The organism is Mycobacterium sp. TY814, assembly GCF_030755175.1.
GTDB lineage: Bacteria > Actinomycetota > Actinomycetes > Mycobacteriales > Mycobacteriaceae > Mycobacterium.
In genome coordinates, this window is sequence record NZ_JAUFRY010000004.1 from 464,808 (window position 1) to 490,247 (window position 25,440).

Here is a 25,440-nt window from a genome sequence, read left to right on the forward strand (position 1 = left end):
TGTAATACCGTCGCGGAATGAGCGATTACGAGCTCGAGGCCGTTGATCGGCTGCCATTCTCGACGCCGGAAAAGTCGCAGCGCTACCGCACTGACGATTACGCGGGTGCCGTCGGACTCAATTGGTACCGCACGGATCCCACGCTGCAATTCACCATGGCGTACTACCTCGAGCCGGACGAAATGGCGGTCGTCGAACCGCAGCTGATCCGGATCGGCGATCTGATGGGCGGCCCCGTGGCCCGCTGGGCCGAGGAGACCGACCGCAATCCGCCGCGGCTGGAGCGCTACGACCGGTGGGGCCATGACATCAGCCGGGTGGTGATGCCACCGTCGTTCACCGCGGCCAAGCGTGCGGTGCTCGACGCCCAGGGTTCGCTGCGCGACGCGTGCCGCGCTGCTGGCTTCCGGTCCTCGTTGTCGATGTTCGCGTCGAACTATCTGCTGAACCAGGCCGACATCGGGATGGGCTGTGCGCTGGGGACCGGCGGCGGCATGGTCCAGTCGCTGGTGGCCGCGTATGCACCGGCCGACGTACGCGATCACGTGCTGGCCAAATTCGACTCCGGCGAATGGGCCGGCGAGACGGCGCAATTACTCACCGAACGCACCGGCGGCTCAGACCTGGGTGCGCTGGAGGCCACGGCGCGGCGGTCCGGCGACGCATGGTTGCTGAACGGATTCAAGTGGTTCGCGTCCAACTGTGCCGGGGAGGCGTTCGTCGTCCTCGCCAAACCTGAAGGCGCCCCAGACTCGAGTCGCGGCGTCGCCAACTTCCTGGTGCTGCGCACCCGTCGGGACGGCTCCCGCAACGGGGTTCGGGTGCGGCGCCTCAAAGACAAGCTCGGCACCCGCTCGGTGGCCTCCGGGGAAGTCGAATTCGTCGACGCGGAAGCTTTTCTGCTCTCGGGTGAGCCGTCGGCGGAGTCCGGCCCGTCCGACGGCAAGGGGCTGGGCCGGATGATGGAGCTCACCAACGCAGCCCGCCTGGGCATCGCGCTGTTCGGCCTGGCCAATGCGCGTCGCGCGCTGGTCGAATCGCTGTGTTACGCCCGGCAGCGGCAGGCTTTCGGTGCAGCACTGATCGACAAGCCGCTGATGCGGCGCAAGCTCGCCGAGCTGATCGTCGATGTCGAAGCCGCCCAGGCGCTGGTGTTCGACGGCACCGGAGCGACCAATCACCAGCAGCCGCGGAGCACCCGTCAGCGGATCGCGGTGCCGGTCACCAAGCTCAAGGTCGCCCGGCTCGGAATCACCGCCGCCTCCGACGCGATCGAGATTCACGGCGGCAACGGCTACATCGAAACTTGGCCGGTAGCAAGGCTTTTGCGCGACGGCCAAGTGAACACCATCTGGGAGGGTCCGGACAACATCCTGTGCCTGGACGTGCGCCGCGGCATCGTGCAGACCCGCGCCCACGAGGCGTTGCTGACGCGGTTGCGTGACGCGGTGTCCGTCTCCGACGACGACGCGACCACTGCGCTGGTGGCCGAACGGATCGAGGATCTGGACGCGGCGGTGACAGCGTGGGAGAAGCTGAACGGCGCGGTGGCCGAGGCGCGGCTGTTCCCGCTCGCCCAGTTCATGGGCGACGTCTACGCCGGTGCGCTGCTCACCGAACAGGCGGCCTGGGAGCGGCAGACGGGTGGTGGTGAACGCAAGGCGCTGGTCGCGCGGCTGTACGCGCAGCGCTACCTGGCCGACCGCGGGCCGTTGCGCGGCATCGACGCCGAGGGGGACGAAGCGCTGGACCGCTTCGACGAACTGGCCGAAGGTGCGCTGCGGCTGTGAGGCGGTGCATGGCGATCGTCGCGCTCGCGTTGGTTATCACCGGGTGCTCGGGTGGGGCGACCGGGCACGCGTCCGGGCCCACCCCGAGCACCACTTCTTCGCCGATGGTCGAGCAGGACACCGTGCAGCAACTCATGGTGGGTGCGCCCGACGCGCCGGTGCGGGTGGTGTTCGGCCGGCACGCCGCCATCTATCTGCTGGACCGCGGCGACCCGAACTTCGCTGGGTGGCTGGCGGTGCTGCAGCACGCCCACGACGCGGGCACCCCGGTGCGGTTCGCCTACGACGTGTACGGGCCGCGGCTCACCCTGGTCGAGCCGGCTAACTGAGCCGCCGAGCGTAAAACACCCGACGCGTCGGCGGCTTGGACTCACAGCCGGCCCGGACGGGTCGTTGCCGAATTACTCCCGGACGTGGGACTTCCGTCCCTATTGCGGCACGTCGCGCAAATGGTCCGATGGATCGGAGTTTACGTACATGGAGGTACGGCGATGAACACGACGATTCAGTCATCACCGCGCAGCACGCACCCTGGGGCAATCACCGCCTCCTGGCGCGCCGACTTCAACGGCGCGTCTGCCGCCATTGAGGATCTGATAACCGTCAAGGACCTCGAGTCATTGCAGTCGGGCTCGGGCATGCTCATCGTGACGCGCGGGCCCAACACCGGAGCACAGTTCCGCCTGGATAAGCCCGTCACCTCCGCCGGCCGGCATCAGCTCAGCGACCTCTACCTCGACGACATCACGGTCAGCCGTCGGCATGCCGAAATACGTTGCGAGAAAGGCACATTCAGCATCGTAGACTGCGGCAGCTTCAACAATACGTACGTCAACGGCGAGCCGGTGGAGTCCGCCGTGCTGGCCAACGGCGACGAACTTCAGATCGGCAAATTCCGCCTGATGTTCATTACCGGCTGACCCCGCGAGCAGGCGCAAAATCGCCCTATTTCGGCCGAAATAGGGCGATTTTGCGTCTGCTCGGCAGCCTAACTAGACCGGGATCAACCCGTGCTTGCGCGCCAACCGGGACCAGTTCTGCTTGTCCCGCAGCAGGTGCATCGACCTGCGCAGCAGCAGCCGCGTCTGGTGCGGGTCGATCACCGCGTCGATGAACCCACGCTCGGCGGCGGTCCACGGGATCGCCATGTTGAGGTTGTAGCCCTCGATGAAGTCCTTCTTGATCTTCTGCGCCTCGGGCGTGGTCGGGTCCGGGAAGCGCTTCATCAACAACTGCGCGGCCCCTTCGGCACCGATCACCGCGATGCGCGCGGTGGGCCAGGCGAAGTTGAAGTCGGCAGTCAGCTGCCGGGAGCCCATCACCGCGTAGGCACCGCCGTAGGACTTGCGGATGGTGATGGTCACCTTCGGCACGTCGGCCTCGACCACCGAGTACAGGAACCGGCCGCCGCGCTTGATGATGCCCCGCTTCTCCTCCTCGGCGCCCGGCAGGAACCCGGGGGTGTCCACCACGAACACGAGCGGGATCTGGAACGAGTCGCAGAACCGGATGAACCGTGCCGCCTTGTCAGAGGCCTCGTTGTCGATGGCGCCCGACAGGTGCATGGGCTGGTTGGCGATCACGCCCACCGGACGCCCGTCGACCCGGGCGTACCCGGTGATGATCGCCGGCCCGTGCTGCGCGGCGACCTCCAGGAAGTCGCCGTCGTCGAAGATGCGCAGCAGGATCTCGTGCATGTCGTAGGCCGCGTTGTCGGAGTCCGGGATGATCGTGTCCAGCTCCAGGTCGGTCGGCGTGACCTCCGGCTCCAATCCGGGATTGATCACCGGCGGCTTCGTGAAGCAGTTGGACGGCAGGAACGACAGGAACTCCCGCACATACTGGAACGCCTCGGCTTCGGAGTTCACCACCTGGTGGATGTTGCCGTAGCGGGCCTGCGCGTCGGAGCCGCCGAGCTCGTCGAGGGTGACCTCCTCGCCGGTCACCTCCCGTATCACGTCGGGGCCGGTGACGAAGAAGTAGCCCTGGTCGCGCACCGAGACCAGCAGGTCGTCCTGGATCGGCGAATACACCGCTCCCCCGGCGCACTTGCCGAAGATGAGCGAGATCTGCGGCACCACACCCGACAGCGCCTCGTGACGCTGACCCAGCTCGGCGTACCACGCCAGCGAGGTGACGGCGTCCTGGATGCGGGCTCCGCCGGAGTCCTGGATGCCGATGATCGGGCAGCCGACCATCGCACACCACTCCATCAGCCGGGCCACCTTGCGGCCGAACATCTCGCCGACGGTGCCCTGGAAGACCGTCTGGTCGTGTGAGAACACGCCGACGGGGCGGCCGTCGATCAGCGCATGCCCGGTGACCACACCGTCGCCGTACAGCGCGTTCGGGTCACCCGGGGTCTTGCACAGCGCACCGATCTCGAAGAAGGTGCCGGGGTCCACCAGTGCGTGCACGCGGGCCCGCGCACTCGGGATGCCCTTCTTCTCGCGCTTGGCGGCGGCCTTCTCGCCACCCGGCTCCTTGGCCAGCTCCAGACGAGCACGAAGCTCGGCCAGCTTCTCGGCGGTGGAATGCACGACGATCGGAGCCGGCTCCGGAGCCACTTCAGTCACTTACTACCCCACCTCACTAGCGCGTTCAGCTTCGATGTCGTCCAGCGCGCGGCTCATGTGTTCGCCTACCTTGGCGATGATCGGCTCGTCGATGGCCTGGATGTGCTCACCACCGATCGGCACGACCTCGAGGTCGGCGACGTACTCACCCCAGCCGCCATCCGGCTTGCGGATGCCGTACCGCGGCTCGAACATGATCGCGTCGTCATGGTAGCGATCGGCCATGTAGAGCGTGACATGCCCATCGAAGGGCTGGATCTCGGCGGTGTCGATCGCGCGGTTGTCCAGGTAAGACGTCCGCTGGTGCTCGATGATCCCGGCCGGGATCTGCACGCCGCTCTGGCTGACGGCATCCAGCACGAATCGCACCTGACCGTCGTCGTCGAGTTCCTCGAGCTGTTCGTACGGGATCGCCGGGATGGTGACATTGAAGGTCTTCTCGGCGAACTTGGCGTACCGGTCCCAGCGCTTGCGGACCTCTTCTTTGGTCTGCGGGATCTCCTCACCGGCGCGCACCGCGTCGATCAGACCCACCCAGCGCACGTCCTTGCCCTGCCGCTTCAATCCGATCGCGCAGGCGTAGGCCAACACCCCGCCCAGCGACCATCCGGCCAGGATGTAGGGCCCGTCGCCCTGCATCTCGATGAGCTTCGGGACGTACTGCGCGGCGCGCTCCTCGATCGTCCCCTCGACCCGTTCGAAGCCGTACATCGGCACGTCCGCCGGCAACCGGTTGAGCAGCGGCTCGTAGACCACGGTGGAGCCACCGGCCGGGTGGAACACGAACACCGGTGTCCGTGAACTGCCTTCCTGGCGGGGCCGCAGCGTGCGCACGAAGCCGTCGATCACACCGGCCTCGAGGTAGTTGCGCACCTTCTCGGCCAACTCCTCGATGGTCTGCGAGCTCTGCACATCCTCGACGGTGATCGGCCCTTCGGCGCGTTCGGAAAGCCGCTCGGCCATCTTGGCGGCCTTCTCGTCGTCCAGCTTGGGCAGCGGGTTGAAGATGCCGCCCGCCGACTTGCCGGTGACGATCGCCCAGGTCGCAAAGACGACTCGTTCGGCTGCGTCGCGGGGCGGGACGTCGGAGTTGAGCGCCTTGGCGACGGCCTCCTGGCTGAGCGCACCAGCGGTCGGCTTCTCCCCGTTGCCGGCGGCGCCGTTGGTGCCCGGGCCGGCCGGGTTGGTCGGCGGCGGCGGAATCGGCACGTCCGACGGCGGCATCGCCGCCTCCGCGGGCGCTGCGTCCGACGGCTCCGCCAGCGTCTGCGGCTCCGCCTGAGTTTGCGGCTCCGCTTGCGGATCGGGCGCCGGCGCCCCCAGGCTCGCCGGTGACGCACCGCTGAGCAACTCGGCCTGCGCCCGCGCGATCTCCTCGGCGGTCTGGGTCTTCTGGTACTCGTGCAGCTGTTCGACCTCGTCGCGGTGCTCGATCGCGTACTCGATCAGCTTCTCCACGGCATACAGGTTGGCGTCGCGCACCGCGGTCAGCTGGATCGGCGGCAGGTCGAAGTCGTACTCGACGCGGTTCTTGATCCGCACCGCCATCAGTGAGTCCAGCCCCAGCTCGATCAGCGGCACCTCCCACGGCAGGTCCTCGGGCTCGTAACCCATGGCCGCCGCCACGATGGTGCCCAGCCGCTCGGCGATGGTCTCGCCGGAGTCCGCAGACCACCGGCCGACGTCCGACGGCAAGTAGCGGTTGGTCAGGCTGTCCGACAGCGTCTCGGCGTCGTCCTCTTCGACGGCGGCCACCGCGGGAGAGGCGGACTCCCCCGCCGCAATCGCCGTGCCGGCGCCCACAGCCACCGGCAATACGGCCTCGGTGCCGCCGCGAGCGACCAGCGCGTCATAGACGAGGGTGAATGACTCGTCGATGCGGGCATGCACCTGCACCGACGCGCCGCCCGGGTGACGGGTCAGCGTCGTCACGAGCCGGGCGCCCTCGCCGGGCACCGCGCGCTGCTCGGATGCGGTCAGCACAGCGTCCGGCAGCACCGCCGCAGCGGCGGCTTTGACCAGCGCCGCGAGATCGGGCGTCTTTTCCCGCGGCTTGTACTCCCACACGTGGCGGCCGTCGGGCAGGGCTACGTGGGAGCCCGGCATCAAGATCGAGCCATCCCCGGCGAAATGCGCGTCCAGCCAGTGCTCTTTGCGCTTGAACCGGGTCGGCGGAATGTTCGCGTAATCTTCGGGGCCGGCAGCCCGGGTGAACAGAGTCCGCACGTCCAGTTCGTGGCCGTGCACGAACAGCTGCGCCATGGTCGAGATCATCGACTCGACCTCGTCCTGCTTGCGGGCCAGCGTCGGGATCAGCTGGGCGTCATGCAGACCCGCCGAAGCTGTCGTCAGACCGACCTGCATCAGCGCCACCGGGTTGGGCGCCAGCTCCAGGAAGGTGGTGTGCCCACTGTCGACGGCGTTGCGGATGCCGTGGGTGAAGTAGACGCTGTGCCGCAGCCCCTTCTTCCAGTAGTCGACGTCGTGGATCGGCTCGCTGCCAGGCTTGATGTAGCGGCCCTCGTGCACCGTCGAGTAGATCCCGCAGGTCGGGCTCATCGCCTTGATGCCCTGCAACTCGGCGGCCAGTTCACCGAGCAGCGGGTCCATCTGCTGGGTGTGGCTGGCGCCCTTGGTCTGGAACTTGCGAGCGAACTTGCCCTCGGATTCCGCCCGGGCGATGATCGCGTCCACTTGCTCGGGCGGCCCGCCGATGACGGTCTGGGTGGGTGCGGCGTAGACGCACACCTCCAGGTCGGGGAAGTCGGAGAACACCGTCTTGATCTCGTCGGCGGAGTACTCCACCAGTGCCATCAACCGGATGTACTCGCCGAACAGCATCGCCTCGCCCTCACCCATCAGGTGCGAGCGCGAGCAGATGGTCCGGGTGGCGTCGCGCAGCGACAAACCACCGGCGAAGTACGCGGACGCCGCCTCACCGAGGGACTGCCCGACCACCGCGCCGGGCTTGGCGCCGTGGTGCTTGAGCAACTCACCGAGGGCGATCTGGATCGCGAAGATGGTGACCTGGGTGGTCTCGATGCCGTAGTCCTGCGAGTCGTCGAGGATCAGCTCGAGCACCGAGTAACCCAGCTCGTCCTGGACCAGCGCGTCGACCTTCTCGATCCACTCGGCAAAGACGGGATTGCGCAGATACAGGCTCTTGCCCATCTTGCGGTGCTGCGCACCGAAACCGGCGAGCACCCAGACCGGGCCGTTGGTCACCGGGCCGTCGGTGCTGAACACGTTCGGCCGCTGCTTGCCCTCGGCGATCGCGCGCAGGCCCTTGATGGCCTCTTCGTGGTCTTTGGCCAGCACCACCGCACGCGAGCGGCCGTGGTTGCGCCGCGACAGCGAGCGGCCGATGGACTCCAGCGACGACGCCTGTCCCTCGGGGCTTTCCATCCAGTCAGCGAGTTCGGCGGCGGCCGCCTTCTTACGCGAGGTGAGGAAGGCCGAGATCACCAAGGGGATGGTCGGGGCCGGAAGTTCTTGTGTGGCAAGCTCTTCCAGCGCCGCTTCCTTGAGCGCCAACGCTTCGTCGGTGACGCCGGGCAGCTCGTACTCGTCGTCGGCGCTGGCGGCTGGGGCGTCGTCGTCGATGATCTCGCCGTACTCGTCGAAGCGCAGCGAATGGCCGACCCCTTCGGTGAGCTCGCCGCCCGCGGACACCACCGCGGCCTGCGGCGCGGCCGCCCGCTCCTCGGGTTCACGCTCGATCACGTCACGCGGCAAGACCTCGCGCACCACCAGGTGCGCGTTGGCGCCGCCGAAGCCGAAGCTTGACACCCCGGCCAGCGCGTAGCCGCCGTAGCGTGGCCAGTCGGTGGCCTGGTCGACCACCTTCAGCCGCATCGCGTCGAAGTCGATGTACGGGCTGGGGCCGGCGAAGTTGATCGACGGCGGCAGCTTGTCGTGCTGTAGCGCCAGGACCACCTTGGCCATGCTCGCCGCGCCGGCCGCCGATTCCAGGTGGCCGACGTTGGTCTTGATCGCGCCCAGCAGCGCCGGCCGGTCGGCCGGACGGCCCTTGCCCACGACCCGCCCCAGCGCCTCGGCCTCGATCGGGTCGCCCAGGATGGTGCCAGTGCCGTGCGCCTCGATGTAGTCGACGTTGCGCGGGTCGATCCCGGCGTCCTTGTAGGCCCGGCGCAGCACCTCGGCCTGTGCGTCCTGGTTCGGCGCGATCAGTCCGTTGGAACGACCGTCGTGGTTGACCGCGCTACCGGCGATGACGGCCAGGATCTGGTCGCCGTCGCGGCGGGCATCGTCGACCCGCTTGAGCACCAGCATGCCGCCGCCCTCGGAGCGGGTGTAGCCGTCGGCGTCGGCGGAGAACGACTTGATCCGGCCGTCCGGTGCCAGCACGGCGCCGATCTCGTCGAAACCGAGGGTGACCGCCGGGGTGACCAGCGCATTGACGCCGCCCGCGACCGCTACGTCAGCCTCACCGTTGCGCAGCGCCTGCACGGCCTGGTGCATCGCCACCAGAGAACTCGAGCACGCGGTGTCGATCATGACCGACGGTCCGCGGAAGTCGAAGAAGTAGGAGACCCGGTTGGCGATCACCGCACCCGAGTTGCCGGTGATCGCGTAGGGGTGCGCCACGGTCGGGTCGGAGATAGCCAGGAAGCCGTAGTCGTTGTTGGTGACGCCGACGTACACGCCGACGGCTTCGCCGCGCAGGCTGGATGCCGGGATGCGCGCGTTCTCGAGCGCCTCCCAGGTGAGCTCCAGCGCCATCCGCTGCTGGGGGTCGATGTTGTCGGCCTCGGTCTTGGCCACCGCGAAGAACTCGGAGTCGAAGCCCTTGATGTCTTTGAGGTAGCCGCCGCGGGTGCGGGCCTTGGCGACCCGCTCGGCCAGCCGCGGCTCTTCCAGGAATTCCGACCAGCGCCCCTCGGGCAGGTCGGTGATGGCGTCGCGGCCCTCCATCAGCGCCGCCCACGTCTCGTCGGGGGTGTTCATGTCCCCGGGCAGGCGGGTGGACAGGCCGACGATCGCGATGTCGACGCGCTCGGCCGGGCCGTTGCGGGTCCAGTCGGCCGCATCGGCGCCGTCATCGTCGGCCGATTCCGGCTCGCCCTCGATGATCCGGGTGGCCAGCGACTCGATGGTCGGGTGCTGGAACGCCACCGCGACCGACAGCGTGACTCCGGTCAGGTCCTCGATGTCGGCGGCCATGGCGACCGCGTCGCGCGAGGCCAGACCCAGCTCCACCATCGGCACCGACTCGTCGATGGAGTCCGGTGACTTGCCCACCGCCTTGCCAACCCATTCGCGCAACCATTTGCGCATCTCGGGGACCGTCATACCGGCCTGGTTCTCGGGTGCGGGCGAGTTCTCCTGGCTTATGTCAGACATCAGCTACCTTGTTCAGTCGATCACTCAGAGGTGGCGAAGCTGGTCGCGGAGTTGACGCCGCTGCGCAAACTCCCGTCCAGGTAGGCCGCCCGGCAGGCGCGGCGGCCGATCTTGCCACTGGAGGTTCGGGGAATCGAGCCGGCCTGCACCAGCAGCACGTCGCGCACGGTCACCCCGTGACCGACGGCGATGGCCGCACGGATGTCGTCGGCGATCGGCTGGTACTCGAGCTTGTGGGTGCCGGCGGCACGCTCGCCGACGATCACCAGCTGCTCGGAGGTGTCTTCGGCGTCGAACTTCAGCCCGGCGTGCGGGTCGTCGTACACCTTCTGCGGCAACTCGTTGGCCGGCACCGAGAACGCGGCGACGTAGCCCACCCGCAGCGCCTTGGTGGATTCCTGAGCCGTGAACTCCAGGTCCTGCGGGTAGTGGTTACGGCCGTCGATGATGACCAGGTCCTTGATGCGGCCCGCGATGTAGAGGTGACCCTTGTGGTAGGTGCCATAGTCACCGGTGCGCACCCAGAGGCCGTCGTCGGGAGCGCCTACGGCGTGCGACTCGCTGACTCGGGACTTGAGGATGTTCTTGAAGATGTTGGCGGTCTCTTCTTCCTTGCCCCAGTAGCCGATGCCCAGGTTGTTGCCGTGCAGCCAGATCTCGCCGATCTGGCCGTCCGGCAGCTCGCTGGCGGTCTCGGGATCCACGATGACGGCCCACTCGTCGACACCGATCTTGCCCGCGGATACCTGCGCGACGGCCTTCGGTGAGTCGGCGGCCACCTCGACGAAGTGCTGCTTGTTCAGCTCGTCGCGGTCGACGTGGATGACGGTGGGTGTCTCGTCCATCGGGGTGGTCGAGACGAACAGCGTCGCCTCCGCCAGACCGTAGGACGGTTTGACCGATTCGGGCTTCAGGCCGTAGGGCTCGAAGGCTTTGAAGAACTTGCGCAGCGACGACGGCGACACCGGTTCGCTGCCGTTGAGGATGCCCTTGACGTTGCTCAGATCCAGGGGCGGCTCGTCGTCGCGCGGCAGACCGCGCACCGCGGCGTGCTCGAAGGCGAAGTTCGGCGCGGCGGAGAAAGTGCCGCCGGTTTCGCCGGGCTTGCGCGCCAGTTCGCGGATCCAGCGCCCGGGGCGACGCACGAACGCGGCGGGCGTCATGAACGTGAAGCTCTGGCCGAGCACCGACGTGAGCAGCACCGTGATCAATCCCATGTCATGGAAGAACGGCAGCCAGCTCACGCCGCGGTCGCCTTCCTGACCTTCCAGGGCGTTGAGCACCTGCACCACGTTGGTGGGCAGGTTCAGGTGGGTGATCTGCACACCGGTGGGGGTGCGGGTGGAGCCGGAGGTGTACTGCAGGTATGCGGTGGTCGTCTCGTCGGCGTCGGGCTCCTGCCACGTGGAGGCCACCTCGGTGGGCACGGCGTCGACGGCGATGACGCGCGGACGCTCCTTGGCCGAACGGGCGCGGATGAACTTGCGGACACCCTCGGCGGATTCGGTGGTGGTCAGAATGGTCGACGGGGTGCAGTCGTCGAGGACCGCGTGCAGACGGCCGACGTGGCCGGGCTCGGAGGGATCGAACAGCGGAACCGCGATCCGGCCGGAGTACAGGGCACCAAAGAAGGACACCATGTAGTCCAGGTTCTGCGGGCAAAGGATCGCGATACGGTCACCCGGCTGGGTGACCTGCTGCAGCCGGGCACCCACGGCCCGGTTGCGGGCGCTGAACTCCGACCACAGGATGTCGCGTTCGATACCGTCGCGCTCGGTGGAGTAGTCCAGGAAGCGGTACGCCAGCTTGTCCCCACGCACCTTCGCCCACTTCTCAACGTGACGAACCAGGTTGGTGTTGGACGGGAACCTGATCTTGCCGTTCACGATGAACGGGTTGTGGTACGCCATGACGCCCTCTCCTGTCACAAACTTTCTAGGTGCCGGCTTGCGCCGGCGGTAGTTCTCCATGTGCCGGCGTGCGCCGGCGGTAGTCCTCTGGTCGCCGGCCAAGCCGACTGAAAAATCTGCGCGCGGCCCAGCTGCGACCAGCAACCGCTTCGCACCGGCGCCTGTCGCAGCCAACTTTGACCCAGCCGGGTCAACCACATGCTCTTAATTTTCTCTTAATGTTAAGGGGCCGGGGGCGGCAGACCAAATCACAAGGTACGCCTGATCGCGGCCACCACCATCACACCGAGGCCGTGTCTGATAGCCGACCTATCGAATCCGGCCGCGAGGGGTCAGCCGTGCTTGGGGTGCGGCGCCTTGTCCAGCACGCCCTGGGCCCAATTCAGCGTCCATTGGGTCGCGGATTGGCCGTTGGAGTTCCAGAAATCGGTGGTGGCATACATCGCGTGGATGGGTTGCCCGGCGCCTCCGGCCAGCGTGTTCAACGTGGTCGGCAGGTTGGCAGGACTGAATGCCTCTTTGGGTGCGGCACAGATCAGGTCGCCCTCGGCGCAGATCTCATTGGTCCGGTTGTCCAGGTCGCCGAAGCCGCCGGGACGCGCACCGGTCATCGTGAGGCCCAGCCCGGACAGCACCGGCACCTCGTGCAGCGTGATCTCGGCACCGACGCCCGGCGGGGTCGGCGGGACGTTGTTACCGACGCTCTCCTGGCGCCGGCCGTCGGCGATCAACGTCACACCGAGGACCAGGTCTTCATCGACGGGGCCCAGGCCGTTGCCGATGTCACTGGCGACGTCGCCGCCGATGACGGCGCCCTGGGAGAACCCGATGATCACGTAGCTGGTGAGCGGGCACCGGTTGTTCATGTCGGTCATCGCCTTGACGGTGGCCCGGGTGCCTTCCGCGCGGCTGTCGTTATAGGACATCTGACCGTCGGCGCTCAGCGGGTTACGGAACTGGGCCGTGTACGGGACTGTGTACGTCTGCACCCGGCCGGGAGCGAACTGCTGGCTGATCGGCCCGGTCACATTGAGCAGCAGCGCCTTCGGGAACTGGGTGGGGTTCAGCGGGTCGTCGGTGGGCCACGACTCCCAGGTCCCCGGCACCGAGATCAGTTGCACGTCGGGGCAGGACGCGTCCTGCGATGCCGGACGCGGCTTCTTGGGGTGGGAGGTGGTGGGACCCGAGGGCAGCACACCCGGTGGCACCGCGCTGGGTGGCACGTTGGGCTGACGCAACAGCATCACCCCGCCGATGATGACGAGGGCCACCACCAGGGCCATCGAGCCGGCGGCCGCCCAGGCGAGCCGTCGGCGGCGTTTGCGCTGCGCGCTGTTCTTGGCCATCTTCTCCCGCTAACAGAGTCCGGTAGGACCCTCTCGGGTCCAGGCGAATGGGTTGGGCAAGTGCCTTAACAGGTAACGCACCTTCGCGCCCTACTCACCCGCGCAGCGTGGTGATGCGGACGTACCGCCCTCTGCTGCACTCCCTACACGGTACCGGCCCGCGGAACCGGTCCGGTTCAGTGAATGGCGCCGACCCGCGGCGCCCGCGTACGCGCGCTTGCGATCGACGCTAGCGAATGGCGCCGACCCGCGGCGCCCGCGTACGCGCGCTTGCGATCGACGCTAGCGAATGGCGCCGACCCGCGGCGCCCGCGTACGCGCGCTTGCGATCGACGCTAGCGAATGGCGCCGACGATGTCGCCCGACATGGCGCCGAGTTGTCCGGCCCACGAGCCCCAGCCGTTGTCGCCGCCGCCCGGGAAGTCGAAGTGGCCGTTGTGCCCACCCACGTCGCGGTACTGCTGGTAGAAGGCCTTGCTGTTGCCCATCGCCTCACCGGCGGCACCGAGCATGGCCGCGGGGTTGCTGGCACCCGGGTTGGTCGGAGCCCAGACCCAGACACGGGTGTTGTTCTGGGCGAGCAGCGCGGCGTGCACGTACGGGTCGTGCCACTTCCAGCGGCCCAGCTGCGGGGCTCCCCACATGCCGTTGCCGTCCACTCCGCCGAACTGCTGCAGACCGGCCAGGATCGCGCCGTTGGTGAAGGTGTTCGACGGGTACAGGAAGCCGGACAGCGAACCGGCGAACCCGAAGCGGTCGGGGTGGAAGGCGGCCAGGGCCAGCGCGGCATACCCGCCCTGGGAGGCACCGACCACGCCGTGCCCTCCCGGCGCCAGGCCCTTGTTGGCGGCCAGCCAGTCCGGCAGCTCGCTGGACAGGAAGGTGTCCCACTGCTTGCTGCCGTCCTGCTCCCAGTTGGTGTACATGCTGAAGGCCCCACCGGCCGGCGCAGCGACCGAGATGCCCTTGCCGGCAAGGGTGTTCATCGCGTTACCCGCGGTCACCCAGTTGCTGACGTCCGGGTTGGCGTCGGCGGCGTCGAGCAGGTAGACCGCGTGCGGCCCACCCGCCAGGAAAGCCACCGGGATGTCGCGGCCCATTGCGCCCGAGGGCACCATTAGGGTCTCGAACCCGGCCGCCTTCGCGGTGCCCGCCGATCCCAGCGACGTCGACACGCCCCCGAACGCCACTGACAGCACGGCAACGCACAACAGCCGTAGCACTACCGAGAGACCCCTCATGTCCACCCTCCATGGTGTGACGCTGCGCACGACAAGACCTAGCCCGCAGGTAGCTAACCACACCCCGCTCCGCGGGATAAAGGGTAGCCGGATAAAGGGCAGCTAACGCCAACGGCGGCGACCCGAATGGGTCGCCGCCGTCAGACGGTTGTTCAGCGCAGTGGCAACTAGTTGCCGGCGCCCTGGTTCACGCCCACCGCAGCGGCGGTGGCAGGGCCGGCGCCGGGCGTCGCGCCCAGCGTGCTCTGCAGGTCACCCTTCATGGCGTTGAGCTGCGCACCCCAGTACGGCCAGTCGTGCGTGCCGTTGGCGTCGAAGTTGAACACCGCGTTGTGGCCACCAGCGCCGTTGTAGGCCTCCTGGAACTTCAGGTTGCTGGTACGCACGAAGCCCTCGAGGAACTTGGCGGGCAGGTTGTTGCCACCGAGGTCCGACGGCTTACCGTCGCCGCAGTAGATCCACAGACGCGTGTTGTTGGCGACCAGCTTGCCGACCTGCAGCGACGGGTCGTTGCGCTGCCACGCCGGGTCCTCCTTGGGACCCCACATGTCGGACGCCTTGTAACCGCCGGCGTCACCCATGGCCAGGCCGATCAGCGACGGGCCCATCGCCTGCGACGGGTCCAGCAGCGCCGAGAGCGAACCGGCGTAGATGAACTGGTCGGGGTGGTAGGCCGCCAGGATCAGGGCGGACGAACCGGCCATCGACAGACCCACGGCAGCGCTGCCGTTCGGCTTGACCTGCTTGTTGCTGGCCAGGTAGGCGGGCAGCTCGCTGGTCAGGAAGGTCTCCCACTTGTAGGTGGTGCAGCCGGCCTTACCGCAGGCCGGGTTGTACCAGTCGCTGTAGAAGCTGGACTGGCCGCCGACCGGCATGACCACGGAGATGCCGGACTGGTTGTACCACTCGAACGCCGGGGTGTTGATGTCCCAGCCGTTGTAGTCGTCCTGGGCGCGCATGCCGTCGAGCAGGTACAGCGCCGGCGAGTTGGCTCCACCACTCTGGAACTGGATCTTGATGTTGCGGCCCATCGCCGCCGAGGGCACCTGCAGGTATTCCACCGGCAACCCCGGACGCGAGAACGCACTCGCGGTCGCGGAGCCACCGACGAAGCCGACCAGCCCAGACAGCAGCGCCGCACCAACGGCACCCACCATCAGGCGGCGCGGCATACCCGTCACGGCGCCACGAAACCTGTCAACAAGCTTCATCCTTGCTTCCTCATCCTCATCCTTGTTGGGCACATCCTTACGCATCGCTGTGCTTGGGGGCGTGTCCCGAATTGGGTCAGACTGCACGCACGCGGCGCTGCAGTGCACCCGTAGTCAACCACACCTTGAGGCTCCAGCTCTCCTCCGGGACGCCTCCCGCGGCGCCATCCGGCGACGTTTCCGCGCTGTTTCAGCCCGCCGATCGGCCGTCGAAAATGTCGTTTCCGCATGTGCCCGGTGACGGGTGCACGCTGGTGACGGCTCACTTGTGATGTTGCTGTCGGTCTCCGGCCGACACTCGATCCACAGCGCCGACACCCCGCGCCGCGATTCTTAAAAAAATTCTGAGCTTCGCCGCCCGCGGCTGCCGATTTCGCTTCCAAGAGCGCCGTCACTCACGCGGTGGTGTGGGTGGCACCTTCGGCACCTCGAGGCCACACTTGACCAGTTCATACAGCGGTACCCGGTCGATGCGGTACTGCGTGAATTCATAGGCGTGCAGCACATTGGAGAAGAACCGGCGCAGGGTCATCGGGGCGCGCACCGAGTTGAGCACCGCCTGGGTCGCAGGGCACTTCAGCGCCGCCTCGGCCTCGGCGACCCACTGCTGATCGAGGTAGCCGGGGATGCCCGGCGGCCACTTCACCCACGGCCCGTCCGCCACCACCCAGTCCGGGAACAGGTTCTTGTCGTGGCCGATACGTCCGTGCTTGAGCCGCTCGGTGTGGGCGGCCAGCGGGTTCGCCAGCCCGATCTGGTCGATCACGCGGACGTCGAGCCCGACGTTCATGCCCACCATGCCCAGGTTGGTGAAGAAGACCGTGTGCTGCGGCTTCTGGTCGGCAGGAATGCCCGGGGCGCTACCGGGCGGGATCATCGGCACCAGGTCCCACTGCGTGTAGTTGCCCGACGGCAGCAGCAGCGCGCCATTGGGAGTGTTGTCGAGCGCCACCAGCACGGCCGCCATCCTCGGGTAGTCGAGGTAGTCCGCGGCGGTGAGCGGATGCGCGCGGCCGGTGGCCTGGGCGTAGAACCGGCGCTCGTCGACGATGCCGGAGTAACTGACGTGGGTGGCGTCGTCGCCCATTCCGGGCGAATTCGCCGCCCACAGCGACCACCCGGCCACCGCCAGCCAGAGCGCGCTCACCCCCCCGGCCAGCCAGTAGCCGGCTCCCTTGGAGAAGTCTTTCCCGTCGGGAATCACCACCGGAATGACGGCCACTGGCGCCAGCAAACACAACAGCGGAGTCAGCAGCACCCGTCCGTGCATGAAGTCACCGCCCTGCCGGATCCAGTACAGGGCCTGCAGCAGGCCGCTGACCACCATCCACGTCACCACGGCGGTGGGACTCTGGACCGCGCGGGCCACCCGCCCGTAGCCGGGCGCCAGCGTCGGGCGCATGAACGAAGGCCGGCGCCGGGCCAGCATCAACACGACCCCCAGCGGCACCAGCAGCACGACCGGCACCCAGAGGGAGTACGGCGCGTTGAAGTTCGCGAGATAGGTCAAACCCTGTGACCACTTGTCTCCGGCCGCATCCTTGGCCAGCGCGGTACCGGGGACCAGCAGACCGTAGTAGCCCATCCGGAAGATCTGATACCCCACCGGAAGCAATCCGCCGCACAGCACGATCAGTCCCCGGCGTCCCCAGCTGCGGGCGGCGATCATCATCATGATCAGCGCAGCGCCGCCGATCAGCGCCAGTTCGGGGCGCACCAGCACGCTGCAACCCGCGACGAAGGCGAGCACACCGATAAACCACGAACTTTCCGGGCGCACCCGCAACGGCTGCGCCCAGCAAACCATCATCCACCACAGCAGGCCGACATAGGCCATCACCAGACCGCTCTCCAGGCCTGACGTCGCGAAGTCGCGCGCCGGGGGTACCGCGATGTAGACGAGTGCACCGGCCGGCAGCATGATCGCCCGGCGGGAGCGCAGGCTGGGCGCGTACAACCGGCCCGTCCCCAACATCAACAACACCACGCCCAGCACCGACAGCGTCAGGGCCACGGCCAGCGCCACGTACTCGAGCCGCACCGGCCCGCCCACCCAGCTGCACACGTAAAGCAGGTAGGTCCAGACGGTGGAGGTGTTGGCCTCCACCCGCTCGCCCGCGTTGAACACCGGCCCGTTGCCGGCCAACAGGTTTCGCACCGTGCGCAGCACGATCAGCCCGTCGTCGGCGATCCAGCGGCGTTGCCAGGCACCCCAGCCGAACAGCACGGCAACCAGCGCCACGCTCACCCACAGACTGACCCGCACCGTGGTGGTGTACGGGAAGACCGGCCACTTGACCCGCCGGACGGCGGGACGCCGCGCCAGGGCGGCCGCCTGGAGGGCCTTGAATCTTTCGCTAGCCGAAAGCAACAGCAGCACCAACTGTTGCGATCCACGCCAGGGCCAACAGCTGCAGCACGCGGTCGCGCAGCGCGATGTCCTCGGGTTCCCCGGCCAGCCCGCCGTCGACGTCCACCGCGTAGCGCAGGATCGCGATAGTGAACGGAATCATCGACACCGCGAACCAGGAACCCGAATAGCGGTCACGCTCGAATGCCCACAAGCCGTAGGACATCACCACCGCCGTCGCTGACAGCGTCCAGACGAACCGCAGATACGTGCTGGTGTAGCTCTCCAGCGACTTGCGGATCTGGGCGCCGGTGCGTTCGGACAGTTGCAGCTCGGCGTACCGCTTGCCGGCCACCATGAACAGCGACCCGAACGCCGCGGTCAACAGGAACCACTGGGACAACGGGATGCCGGTGGCCGCGCCGCCGGCGATGGCACGGATCAGGTACGCCGAGGACACGATGCAGATGTCGATCACGGCTTGGTGTTTGAGCCCGTAGCAGTACCCCAGCTGCATCACCAGGTAGACCGCCATGACCACCGCCAGGTTGGGCGTCAGCCACCAGGACAGCCCGAGCGACGCGGCACCCAGCACCACGGCCAGCGTGTAGGCCAGCCACGGGGGCACCACGCCGGCGGCGATCGGCCGGAACCGCTTGGTGGGGTGCTCGCGGTCGGCTTCGACGTCGCGCACGTCGTTGATCAGGTAGATGGCCGAGGCCGCCAGGCTGAACACCACGAACGCGATCGCCACCTTGACGCCCATGGCGCCCCAGTCGTACGGCACGACGTGGCCGGCGGCATCGCGCGGGCGGGTGTGGTCGCCGCTGCCGGCCGCGGCCAACGGCGCGGCCAGGACCAGCACGTTCTTCACCCACTGCCGGGGGCGGACCGCCTTGATCACCCCGGTCACCAGGTTCTTCGGAGGACCGCTCACTTCCATCAGATCGTCGCTCATCGCACCCACCTTTGTCGGGCCGCGCTGTCCACCCGGACGGCTGCTGCGGCAACCCCGGCACCGAGAGCAACGCCGGCGGCGACGTCGCTGGGATAGTGCACACCCAGCAGTATTCGTGACAGCGCCATGGGTGGTACCAACACCACCGGTAGCGGCAGGCCGGTAACCCGGCCGAGCAGGATCGCAGCGGCCGTCGTCGACGTGGCGTGCGCCGACGGGAAGCTGAGCTGACTGGGGGTGCCAACGTTGACCATCACCGCAGGATGATGTGGCCGTTTGCGCCGGACGACCCGCTTGACCACCACGGCTGCGGCATGTGCGGCGAAGGTGCCGGCACCGGCCAGCGCCCAGTCCCGGCGCCGGCGCGGATCCACAGCGGCCCCCAGCAGGGCGATGAGCAGCCAGCCGATGCTGTGCTCACCGAAGTACGACATGGCACGGGTCGCCGGCAGAACACCCGGCCGCTGCGTCAATGCCGACTGGACAGCCACCATCGCGGCGACTTCACCGCTCGGCGGCTCAGCCGGTTCAACCATGGCGGGCCGCACCGGCAGCGTCGGCCGAGCCATTCACGGGCAGCACCATCTCCCACTTCTGCTTGCTCGACAGCACGGGCAGCGCGTCGCGGTACACCCGGCGCATCTCGTCGAAACGGCGCGCCAGCTGGCGCTGCCTGCGCAACGACGCCAGCAGCAGCGAGAACATCTTGGCCCGGTCGCGCTGCCGGTAGACCACGCCGCAGCCGTCGGCGGTGGTGACGGTGACGCCGTCCACCGTGCAGAGCCGGAACCAGCGCGCGTCCTGGGTGGGGACGTTGAACTCCGGACGCTGGTGGTGAGCCGGGTCGGCGGCCTTGAGGTTGTGCAGGATTCCGCGGGCCAGCCGGTAGCTGATCACCACCGGGTTCACCGGCGGCTTCATCACCTTGTTCTTGTGCAGCGGCGCGGGCAGCTCGCTGGCCGCGGGGAGCACCACCGCGTCCGGGTACGCCTCGCGCATCCGGCGCACCTCCGGCAGCGCCGACTCCAGGATGGAGAAGATGTGCTCCGGGCCGGCCAGGAAGTCGTCGATGGCCCTGTTCTGAATCTCGACCGTCGAATACTCAAGGCAGGCAAGGTGTTTCAGCGTCGCCTTGAGGTGGCTGCGGACCAGGCCGGACACGTCGCCGTCCCAGTGCATCGCGGCCACCACCAGCCGGTTGCGCAGATGGAAGTAGGCCTGCCAGTCGATGGCGTCGTCCTTGTCGCTCCAGGCCATGTGCCAGATGGCGGCGCCGGGCAAGGTGACGGTCGGGTACCCGTGCTCGGCGGCACGCAGGCCGTAGTCGGCGTCGTCCCACTTGATGAACAGCGGCAGCGGCTGACCCAGCTCCTCGGCGACCTGGCGCGGGATCATGCACGTCCACCAGCCGTTGTAGTCGACGTCGATGCGCCGGTGTAGCAGCTTGCTCTTGTCCTCGTTGTCGTTGAGGGGGTACTCGGCGAAGTCGTGGTCGTACTCGGCGTGCGGAGCGGCGGTCCACATGAAGTTCGAGCGGTCCACCACCTCACCCATGATGTGCAGGTGCGACGGCTCCTGCAGGTTGAGCATCTGCCCGCCGACCAGCATCGGGGTCTTGGCGAACCGGCTCATCGCCAGCACCCGCAGGATCGAGTCCGGCTCGATGCGGATGTCGTCGTCCATGAACAGGATCTGTTGGCAGTCGGTATTTTTCAGCGCCTCGTACATCACCCGGCTGTAGCCGCCGGACCCGCCCAGGTTGGGCTGGTTATGGATGGACAGACGGGCGCCCAGCCGCTCGGCGGCCGCCGGGAAGTCGGGGTGGTCACGCACCTTGCGGGCGCCCTGATCGGGCACGATCACCGCGCCGATCACCTCGTCCACCAGCGGATCGGCGGTGAGTTCGCGCAGCGCGTTGACGCAGTCCGCAGGGCGGTTGAAGGTCGGGATGCCGACGGCGATGTTGGCCCTTCCCGGAGCCGGCGTGGGGGCGTACCAGCCGCCGCCCAGCAGGGCGACCTTGGTGTCGGTGGTGATGTCGAACCAGATCCAGCCGCCGTCCTCGAACGGCTGCAGGCTGACCTCGATCTCCAGCACCGCCGGGTTTTCGTCGGTGCCGCTGAATCCGCGGCCCTCGATGAAGATCCGGGCACCGGTGGCCTTGGTCCGGTAGAGGTCGATGCGCCCGGTGCCGGTCAACTCGACGCGCAGCACCACCGAGGAGCAGATCGACCAGCGCCGCCAGTAGCTGGCCGGGAACGCGTTGAAGTAGGTCGCGAACGACACCTCGGACTCGCCGCCGATCTGCAGCGAGGTGCGGCTGGTCGCGTGCGCCCGGCGGGCGTTGGTGGTCGACTCCTCCAGGTACAGCTTGCGTACGTCGAGGGGCTCGCCGGGACGCGGCAGGATGATCCGCGACAGCAGACTGACGGCGGTCATGAGGCGGCCTCGGCCGTCAGGGGTGCGCCGTCGCGCAGGTGTGGCGCAAGGACGTTGTCGTACATGCTCAAAGCGCTGGCAATAGCCATATGCATATCCAGATATTGGTAGGTGCCCAAGCGTCCGCCGAACAGAACTTTCGCTGCCGCGGTCTCGGACTTCGCCCTGGCCCGGTAGGCGGCCAACAGGGCGCGGTCGGCCTCGGTATTGATCGGATAGTAGGGCTCGTCGTCGTCTTCGGCGAACCGGGAGTACTCGCGCATGATCACCGTCTTATCGGTCGGGTAATCGCGCTCGGGATGGAAGTGCCGGAACTCATGAATACGCGTGTGCGCGACATCTGGATCGTTGTAATTCATCACCGGGGTGCCTTGAAAGTCGCCGATCGGAAGCACTTCCAACTCGAAGTCCAGCGTGCGCCAGCCCAGCCGGCCTTCCGCATAGTCGAAGTAGCGGTCCAGCGGTCCGGTGTACACCACGGGAGCGTCCGGGTTGGCCGCGCGCAGCTCGTCGCGCACGTCGAACCAATCGGTGTCCAGGCGCACCTCGATGCGGTCGTCGGCGGCCATGTTCTGCAGCCAGGCGGTGTAGCCGTCGACCGGCAGGCCCTCGTAGGTGTCACTGAAGTAGCGGTTGTCGAAGGTGTAGCGCACCGGCAGACGGGTGATGTTGGCCGCCGGCAGTTCTTTCGGGTCGGTCTGCCACTGCTTGGCGGTGTAGCCCTTGACGAACGCCTCGTACAGCGGCCGGCCGATCAGCGAGATGGCCTTCTCTTCGAGGTTCTGCGCGTCGGCGGTGTCGATCTCCGCCGCCTGCTCGGCGATGAGCTTGCGGGCTTCCTCCGGGCTGAAGTAGCGGCCGAAGAACTGCGACACCAGGCCCAGCCCCATCGGGAACTGGTAGGCCTGCCCGTTGTGCATGGCGAACACCCGGTGCTGGTAGCCGGTGAAGTCGGTGAACTGCCGCACGTAGTCCCACACCTTCTTATTGGAGGTGTGGAACAGGTGCGCGCCGTACTTGTGGACTTCGATCCCGGTCTGCGGCTCCGGTTCGGAATAGGCGTTACCGCCGAGGTGCGGGCGCCGCTCGACAACGAGGACCCGCTTGTCGAGTTGAGTGGCCACGCGCTCGGCGATCGTCAGGCCGAAGAATCCGGAGCCGACGACGATGAGGTCGTAGCGACCAAGAGGAGCAGTCATCGGTTGCCTAGGGTATCCGACCTTGCTGCCAAAACCCGACTTGGCGGGTCGGCCCGCCCGCGGTTTTCCCAGGTTCCGGCCTCATGTGCGGCGTGCCGTCTGGCGAACGTCACACCTTCGAACCACTCCCCTCACGATTCGGTCTCGCCACACTAGTCACAAGATTCTCACTCGTACCATCGGTCATGTGGGTCTCCGACCCCGCCTCCACATAATCCAGATTGAGGAGACTTCCGTGCCGAACCGACGCCGACGCAAGCTCTCGAAGACTATGAGCGCGGTCGCCGCCCTGGCCGTCGCAAGTCCGTGTGCTTATTTTCTTGTCTACGAATCGACCGCCGACACCAAGCCGGTGGAGCACCACGAGTTCAAGCGGGCGGCCAGTGTCGCCGACCTGCCCAACGAGCTGATCTCCGCGCTGTCCCAGGGCCTGTCCCAGTTCGGGGTCAACCTGCCGCCGGTGCCCGCACTCGGCGGCGCCAGCGGAGCCAGCACGGGTCTGGGCACCACGGGTCTGGGAACCACACCTGGCCTGGCCAGCCCTGGCCTCGGCACCGCCGGCCTGGGAACCACTCCCGGCCTGGCCAGCCCGGGCCTGACTCCCACTACGCCCGGCGCGTTGCCCGGCACCTCGCTGATGCCGCCGACGGCGGCCACGGGTGCGGGCGTCAACCCGGCCCTGACCAGCCCGACCGGGGTGGCCCCCGGCCTGACGAGCCCGTCGGCGCTGAGCCCGGCCACCGCAACCGGTGAGGTCCCGATCAGCACCCCGGTCGGATTGGACCCGGGCGCCGACGGCACCTACCCGATCCTGGGTGACACCTCCGGGCTCGGCGGCGGCGGTACCGGCCTGTCGCCGGTCAGTCCGGCCGGCAGCGGCAGCGGCGGCGGCGGCGGTCTGGTCAGCGACCTGATGCAGGCGGCCAACCAGCTGGGCGCCAGCCAGGCGATCGACCTGCTCAAGGGCCTGATCATGCCGGCAATCATGCAGCAGGTGCAGGGCGGTGCCGCCGGAGCTCCGGCAGCGGCGGGTGCCGCACCCGCGCTGCCCGGCGTGGCCGGTCTGACACCGGTCCTGCCCACCGCGGGCGCGCCCGGCGTACCCGCTGTGCCCGCCATTCCGGCGGCGGGAGCACCGGCAGCCGCAATCCCGGCGGTGCCGGCGGCAGCGGTGGCGGGGGCGCCACCGGTCTAAGCCTGTCACGTGACGGCACCGCAGAGTCGGCGCTGGGCTCCCGGCAACCCGCCCAGCCATAAATCCTCTGCGGTGTCGTCGACAGCTTTCCCTCGCGTCTCCCCTCGCGAGCGGGGGCACCTCCCCCTCGCGAGCAGACGCAAAGTCCCGTTGGAGCACACGTTCCGGTGCGATTTCGCGTCTGCTCGCGAGAATTGCCGTGTCGCCCCAGAAGAAACAGCAGTCACACAAGTAACATCGCCTGGTGTCCCGCGGTCGCACACCCACGATGTTGCTCACCGCCGCCCTGGCGACGGTCGTCATCGTGTCGTGGGTGCTCATGCGCCCGCCGGCCGGCAGCCACCCGCCGGCCCCCGCACGCGACACCCAACTCGCCGAGCGGCCACTGGTCGGCCTCGGCGGTGGCGTGACCGTCCGCGAACTGACCCAGGACACACCGTTCTCCCTGGTCGCGCTCACCGGCGACCTGGCCGGCACCTCCGCCAGGGTGCGCGCCAGGAAGCCCGACGGCTCATGGGGTCCCTGGTATCAGACCGAATACCAGACTTCGGCGCCCAACGGCGCGACGGCGGAGCCGCGCAGTACCGACCCGGTGTTCGTCGGCACCACCACGGCCGTGGAGATCGCCGTCACCCGCCCGGTGGACGCCCCGGTGACGCAGCCCCCACCTGCGCCGTCGCACCAGGATGATCTGGGCTACCGGCCGGCCACCAAGGAACAGCCGTTCGCCCAGAACATCAATGCAATCCTCATCTCGCCGCCGCAGGCGCCCGCGGAAACACACTGGACTCCGCCGACCGGAGTCACCATGCCGGGTCAGGCGCCGCAGATCATCAGCCGGGCCGAGTGGGGCGCCGACGAGTCGCTGCGCTGCGGCAGCCCGGAATACGACCGCGGCGTGCGCGCGGCGGTGGTCCACCACACCGCCGGCAGCAACGACTACTCGCCGCTGGAATCGGCCGGCATCGTCAAGGCGATCTACACCTACCACAGCAAGACCCTGGGCTGGTGCGACATCGCGTACAACGCCCTGGTCGACAAGTACGGCCAGGTCTTCGAGGGCAGCGCCGGCGGGCTCACCAAGCCGGTCGAGGCGTTCCACACCGGCGGCTTCAACCGCGACACCTGGGGTGTGGCGATGATCGGCAACTTCGACGACGTCGCGCCCACCCCCATCCAGATCCGCACCGTCGGACGCCTGCTGGGCTGGCGGCTGGGGATGGCCGAGGTCGACCCGAAGGCCACCGTGGAACTGGAGTCCGCGGGCAGCTCCTACACCACCTATCCCGCCGGCGCGATAGCCAAGTTGCCGACGATCTTCACCCACCGCGACGTCGGCAACACCGATTGCCCCGGCAACGCCGCCTACGCGCTGATGGACGAGATCAGGGACATCGCCGCGCATTTCAACGACCCGCCGGAGGAACTGATCAAGGCGCTGGAAGGCGGCGCCATCTACGAGCACTGGCAGGCGATGGGAGGGATGACCAGCCCGCTGGGTGCTCCCACCTCGCCGGAGGCCGACGGCGCGGACGGATCGAGGTTCGTCACCTTCGCCAAGGGCGCCATGTACTGGTCGCCGACCACCGGGGTGCAGCCGGTCACCGGCGCCATCTACGACGCCTGGGCGGCGCAGAGCTACGAGCACGGCCCGCTGGGGTTGCCGACCAGCGGGGAGATCCAGGAGCCGCTGCGAATCACGCAGAACTTCGTGCACGGGACGCTGAACTTCGAGCGGCTGACCGGCAACATGACCCAGGTTCTCGACGGGATCACCACACCGCTGTCCACCCAGCCACCGAGTGGCCCGAACGTGCCGCCCGAACACTTCTCGCTGCCGTCGCACCCGCCCAATTAGTCT

At 68.0% G+C, this 25,440-nt stretch carries 16 protein-coding genes; 5 read left to right on the forward strand and 11 right to left on the reverse strand.

What is annotated here, in order from left to right; genetic code table 11:
• Positions 1-17: 17 nt before the first annotated feature.
• The 3 genes from QXH22_RS27405 to QXH22_RS27415 all read left to right on the forward strand — a co-directional run bounded on the left by QXH22_RS27405 (position 18) and on the right by QXH22_RS27415 (position 2,710).
• On the forward strand, positions 18-1,790 hold the full coding sequence (locus tag QXH22_RS27405) for an acyl-CoA dehydrogenase family protein (protein WP_306277553.1): 1,773 nt from the start codon (positions 18-20) through the stop codon (positions 1,788-1,790).
• Positions 1,791-1,798: 8 nt separating this feature from the next.
• A complete protein-coding gene (locus QXH22_RS27410; protein WP_306277554.1) occupies positions 1,799-2,119 on the forward strand; it encodes a hypothetical protein in 321 nt (106 codons plus the stop codon).
• A 162-nt stretch (positions 2,120-2,281) separates the two neighbouring features.
• Positions 2,282-2,710 carry an FHA domain-containing protein gene (locus QXH22_RS27415; RefSeq protein ID WP_306246741.1) on the forward strand — a complete coding sequence of 143 codons (429 nt, stop codon included), beginning with the start codon at positions 2,282-2,284 and terminating at the stop codon, positions 2,708-2,710.
• 72 nt (positions 2,711-2,782) lie between these two features.
• Here the strand turns inward: QXH22_RS27415 and QXH22_RS27420 are convergent, their stop codons facing one another.
• The 11 genes from QXH22_RS27420 to glf form a co-directional block, all read right to left on the reverse strand.
• A complete protein-coding gene (locus QXH22_RS27420) occupies positions 2,783-4,366 on the reverse strand; it encodes an acyl-CoA carboxylase subunit beta (RefSeq protein WP_306246739.1) in 1,584 nt (527 codons plus the stop codon).
• A 3-nt stretch (positions 4,367-4,369) separates the two neighbouring features.
• Positions 4,370-9,730 (reverse strand): polyketide synthase Pks13, encoded by a 5,361-nt coding sequence (gene pks13 / locus QXH22_RS27425; RefSeq protein WP_306277555.1) that lies wholly within the window; start codon positions 9,728-9,730, stop codon positions 4,370-4,372.
• Positions 9,731-9,750: 20 nt separating this feature from the next.
• Positions 9,751-11,640, reverse strand: coding sequence for a long-chain-fatty-acid--AMP ligase FadD32 (gene fadD32, locus QXH22_RS27430; protein ID WP_306277556.1), 1,890 nt, complete (start codon positions 11,638-11,640; stop codon positions 9,751-9,753).
• Positions 11,641-11,972: 332 nt separating this feature from the next.
• Positions 11,973-12,986 carry a cutinase family protein gene (locus QXH22_RS27435; protein ID WP_306277557.1) on the reverse strand — a complete coding sequence of 338 codons (1,014 nt, stop codon included), beginning with the start codon at positions 12,984-12,986 and terminating at the stop codon, positions 11,973-11,975.
• A gap of 335 nt (positions 12,987-13,321) precedes the next feature.
• Positions 13,322-14,227 carry an alpha/beta hydrolase family protein gene (locus tag QXH22_RS27440; protein ID WP_306246731.1) on the reverse strand — a complete coding sequence of 302 codons (906 nt, stop codon included), beginning with the start codon at positions 14,225-14,227 and terminating at the stop codon, positions 13,322-13,324.
• 167 nt (positions 14,228-14,394) lie between these two features.
• Entirely contained in the window at positions 14,395-15,438 is a 1,044-nt protein-coding gene (ag85A, locus tag QXH22_RS27445; RefSeq protein ID WP_306246729.1) for a diacylglycerol acyltransferase/mycolyltransferase Ag85A, read from the reverse strand.
• Between the two features lie 391 nt (positions 15,439-15,829).
• On the reverse strand, positions 15,830-17,809 hold the full coding sequence (gene aftB, locus QXH22_RS27450; RefSeq protein WP_371934337.1) for a terminal beta-(1->2)-arabinofuranosyltransferase: 1,980 nt from the start codon (positions 17,807-17,809) through the stop codon (positions 15,830-15,832).
• Complete coding sequence (locus tag QXH22_RS27455) at positions 17,796-18,746, reverse strand: decaprenyl-phosphate phosphoribosyltransferase (protein ID WP_306246725.1); 951 nt, start codon at positions 18,744-18,746, stop codon at positions 17,796-17,798. The genes aftB and QXH22_RS27455 overlap by 14 nt, the downstream gene beginning before the upstream one ends.
• Positions 18,743-19,282 carry a phosphatase PAP2 family protein gene (locus tag QXH22_RS27460; protein ID WP_306246723.1) on the reverse strand — a complete coding sequence of 180 codons (540 nt, stop codon included), beginning with the start codon at positions 19,280-19,282 and terminating at the stop codon, positions 18,743-18,745. Before QXH22_RS27460 ends, QXH22_RS27455 begins: the two co-directional genes overlap by 4 nt.
• On the reverse strand, positions 19,275-21,185 hold the full coding sequence (locus tag QXH22_RS27465; RefSeq protein WP_306246722.1) for a glycosyltransferase: 1,911 nt from the start codon (positions 21,183-21,185) through the stop codon (positions 19,275-19,277). Before QXH22_RS27465 ends, QXH22_RS27460 begins: the two co-directional genes overlap by 8 nt.
• The gene (glf, locus tag QXH22_RS27470; protein WP_306246720.1) at positions 21,182-22,384 is read right to left on the reverse strand and encodes a UDP-galactopyranose mutase; all 1,203 of its coding nucleotides are present in this window, start codon (positions 22,382-22,384) and stop codon (positions 21,182-21,184) included. Before glf ends, QXH22_RS27465 begins: the two co-directional genes overlap by 4 nt.
• Positions 22,385-22,619: 235 nt before the next feature.
• Between glf and QXH22_RS27475 the strand changes: the two genes are divergently transcribed.
• Both QXH22_RS27475 and QXH22_RS27480 read left to right on the forward strand, forming a co-directional pair.
• Complete coding sequence (locus QXH22_RS27475) at positions 22,620-23,579, forward strand: hypothetical protein (protein ID WP_306246718.1); 960 nt, start codon at positions 22,620-22,622, stop codon at positions 23,577-23,579.
• Between the two features lie 241 nt (positions 23,580-23,820).
• A complete protein-coding gene (locus tag QXH22_RS27480; RefSeq protein ID WP_306247928.1) occupies positions 23,821-25,437 on the forward strand; it encodes an LGFP repeat-containing protein in 1,617 nt (538 codons plus the stop codon).
• Positions 25,438-25,440: the final 3 nt, after the last annotated feature.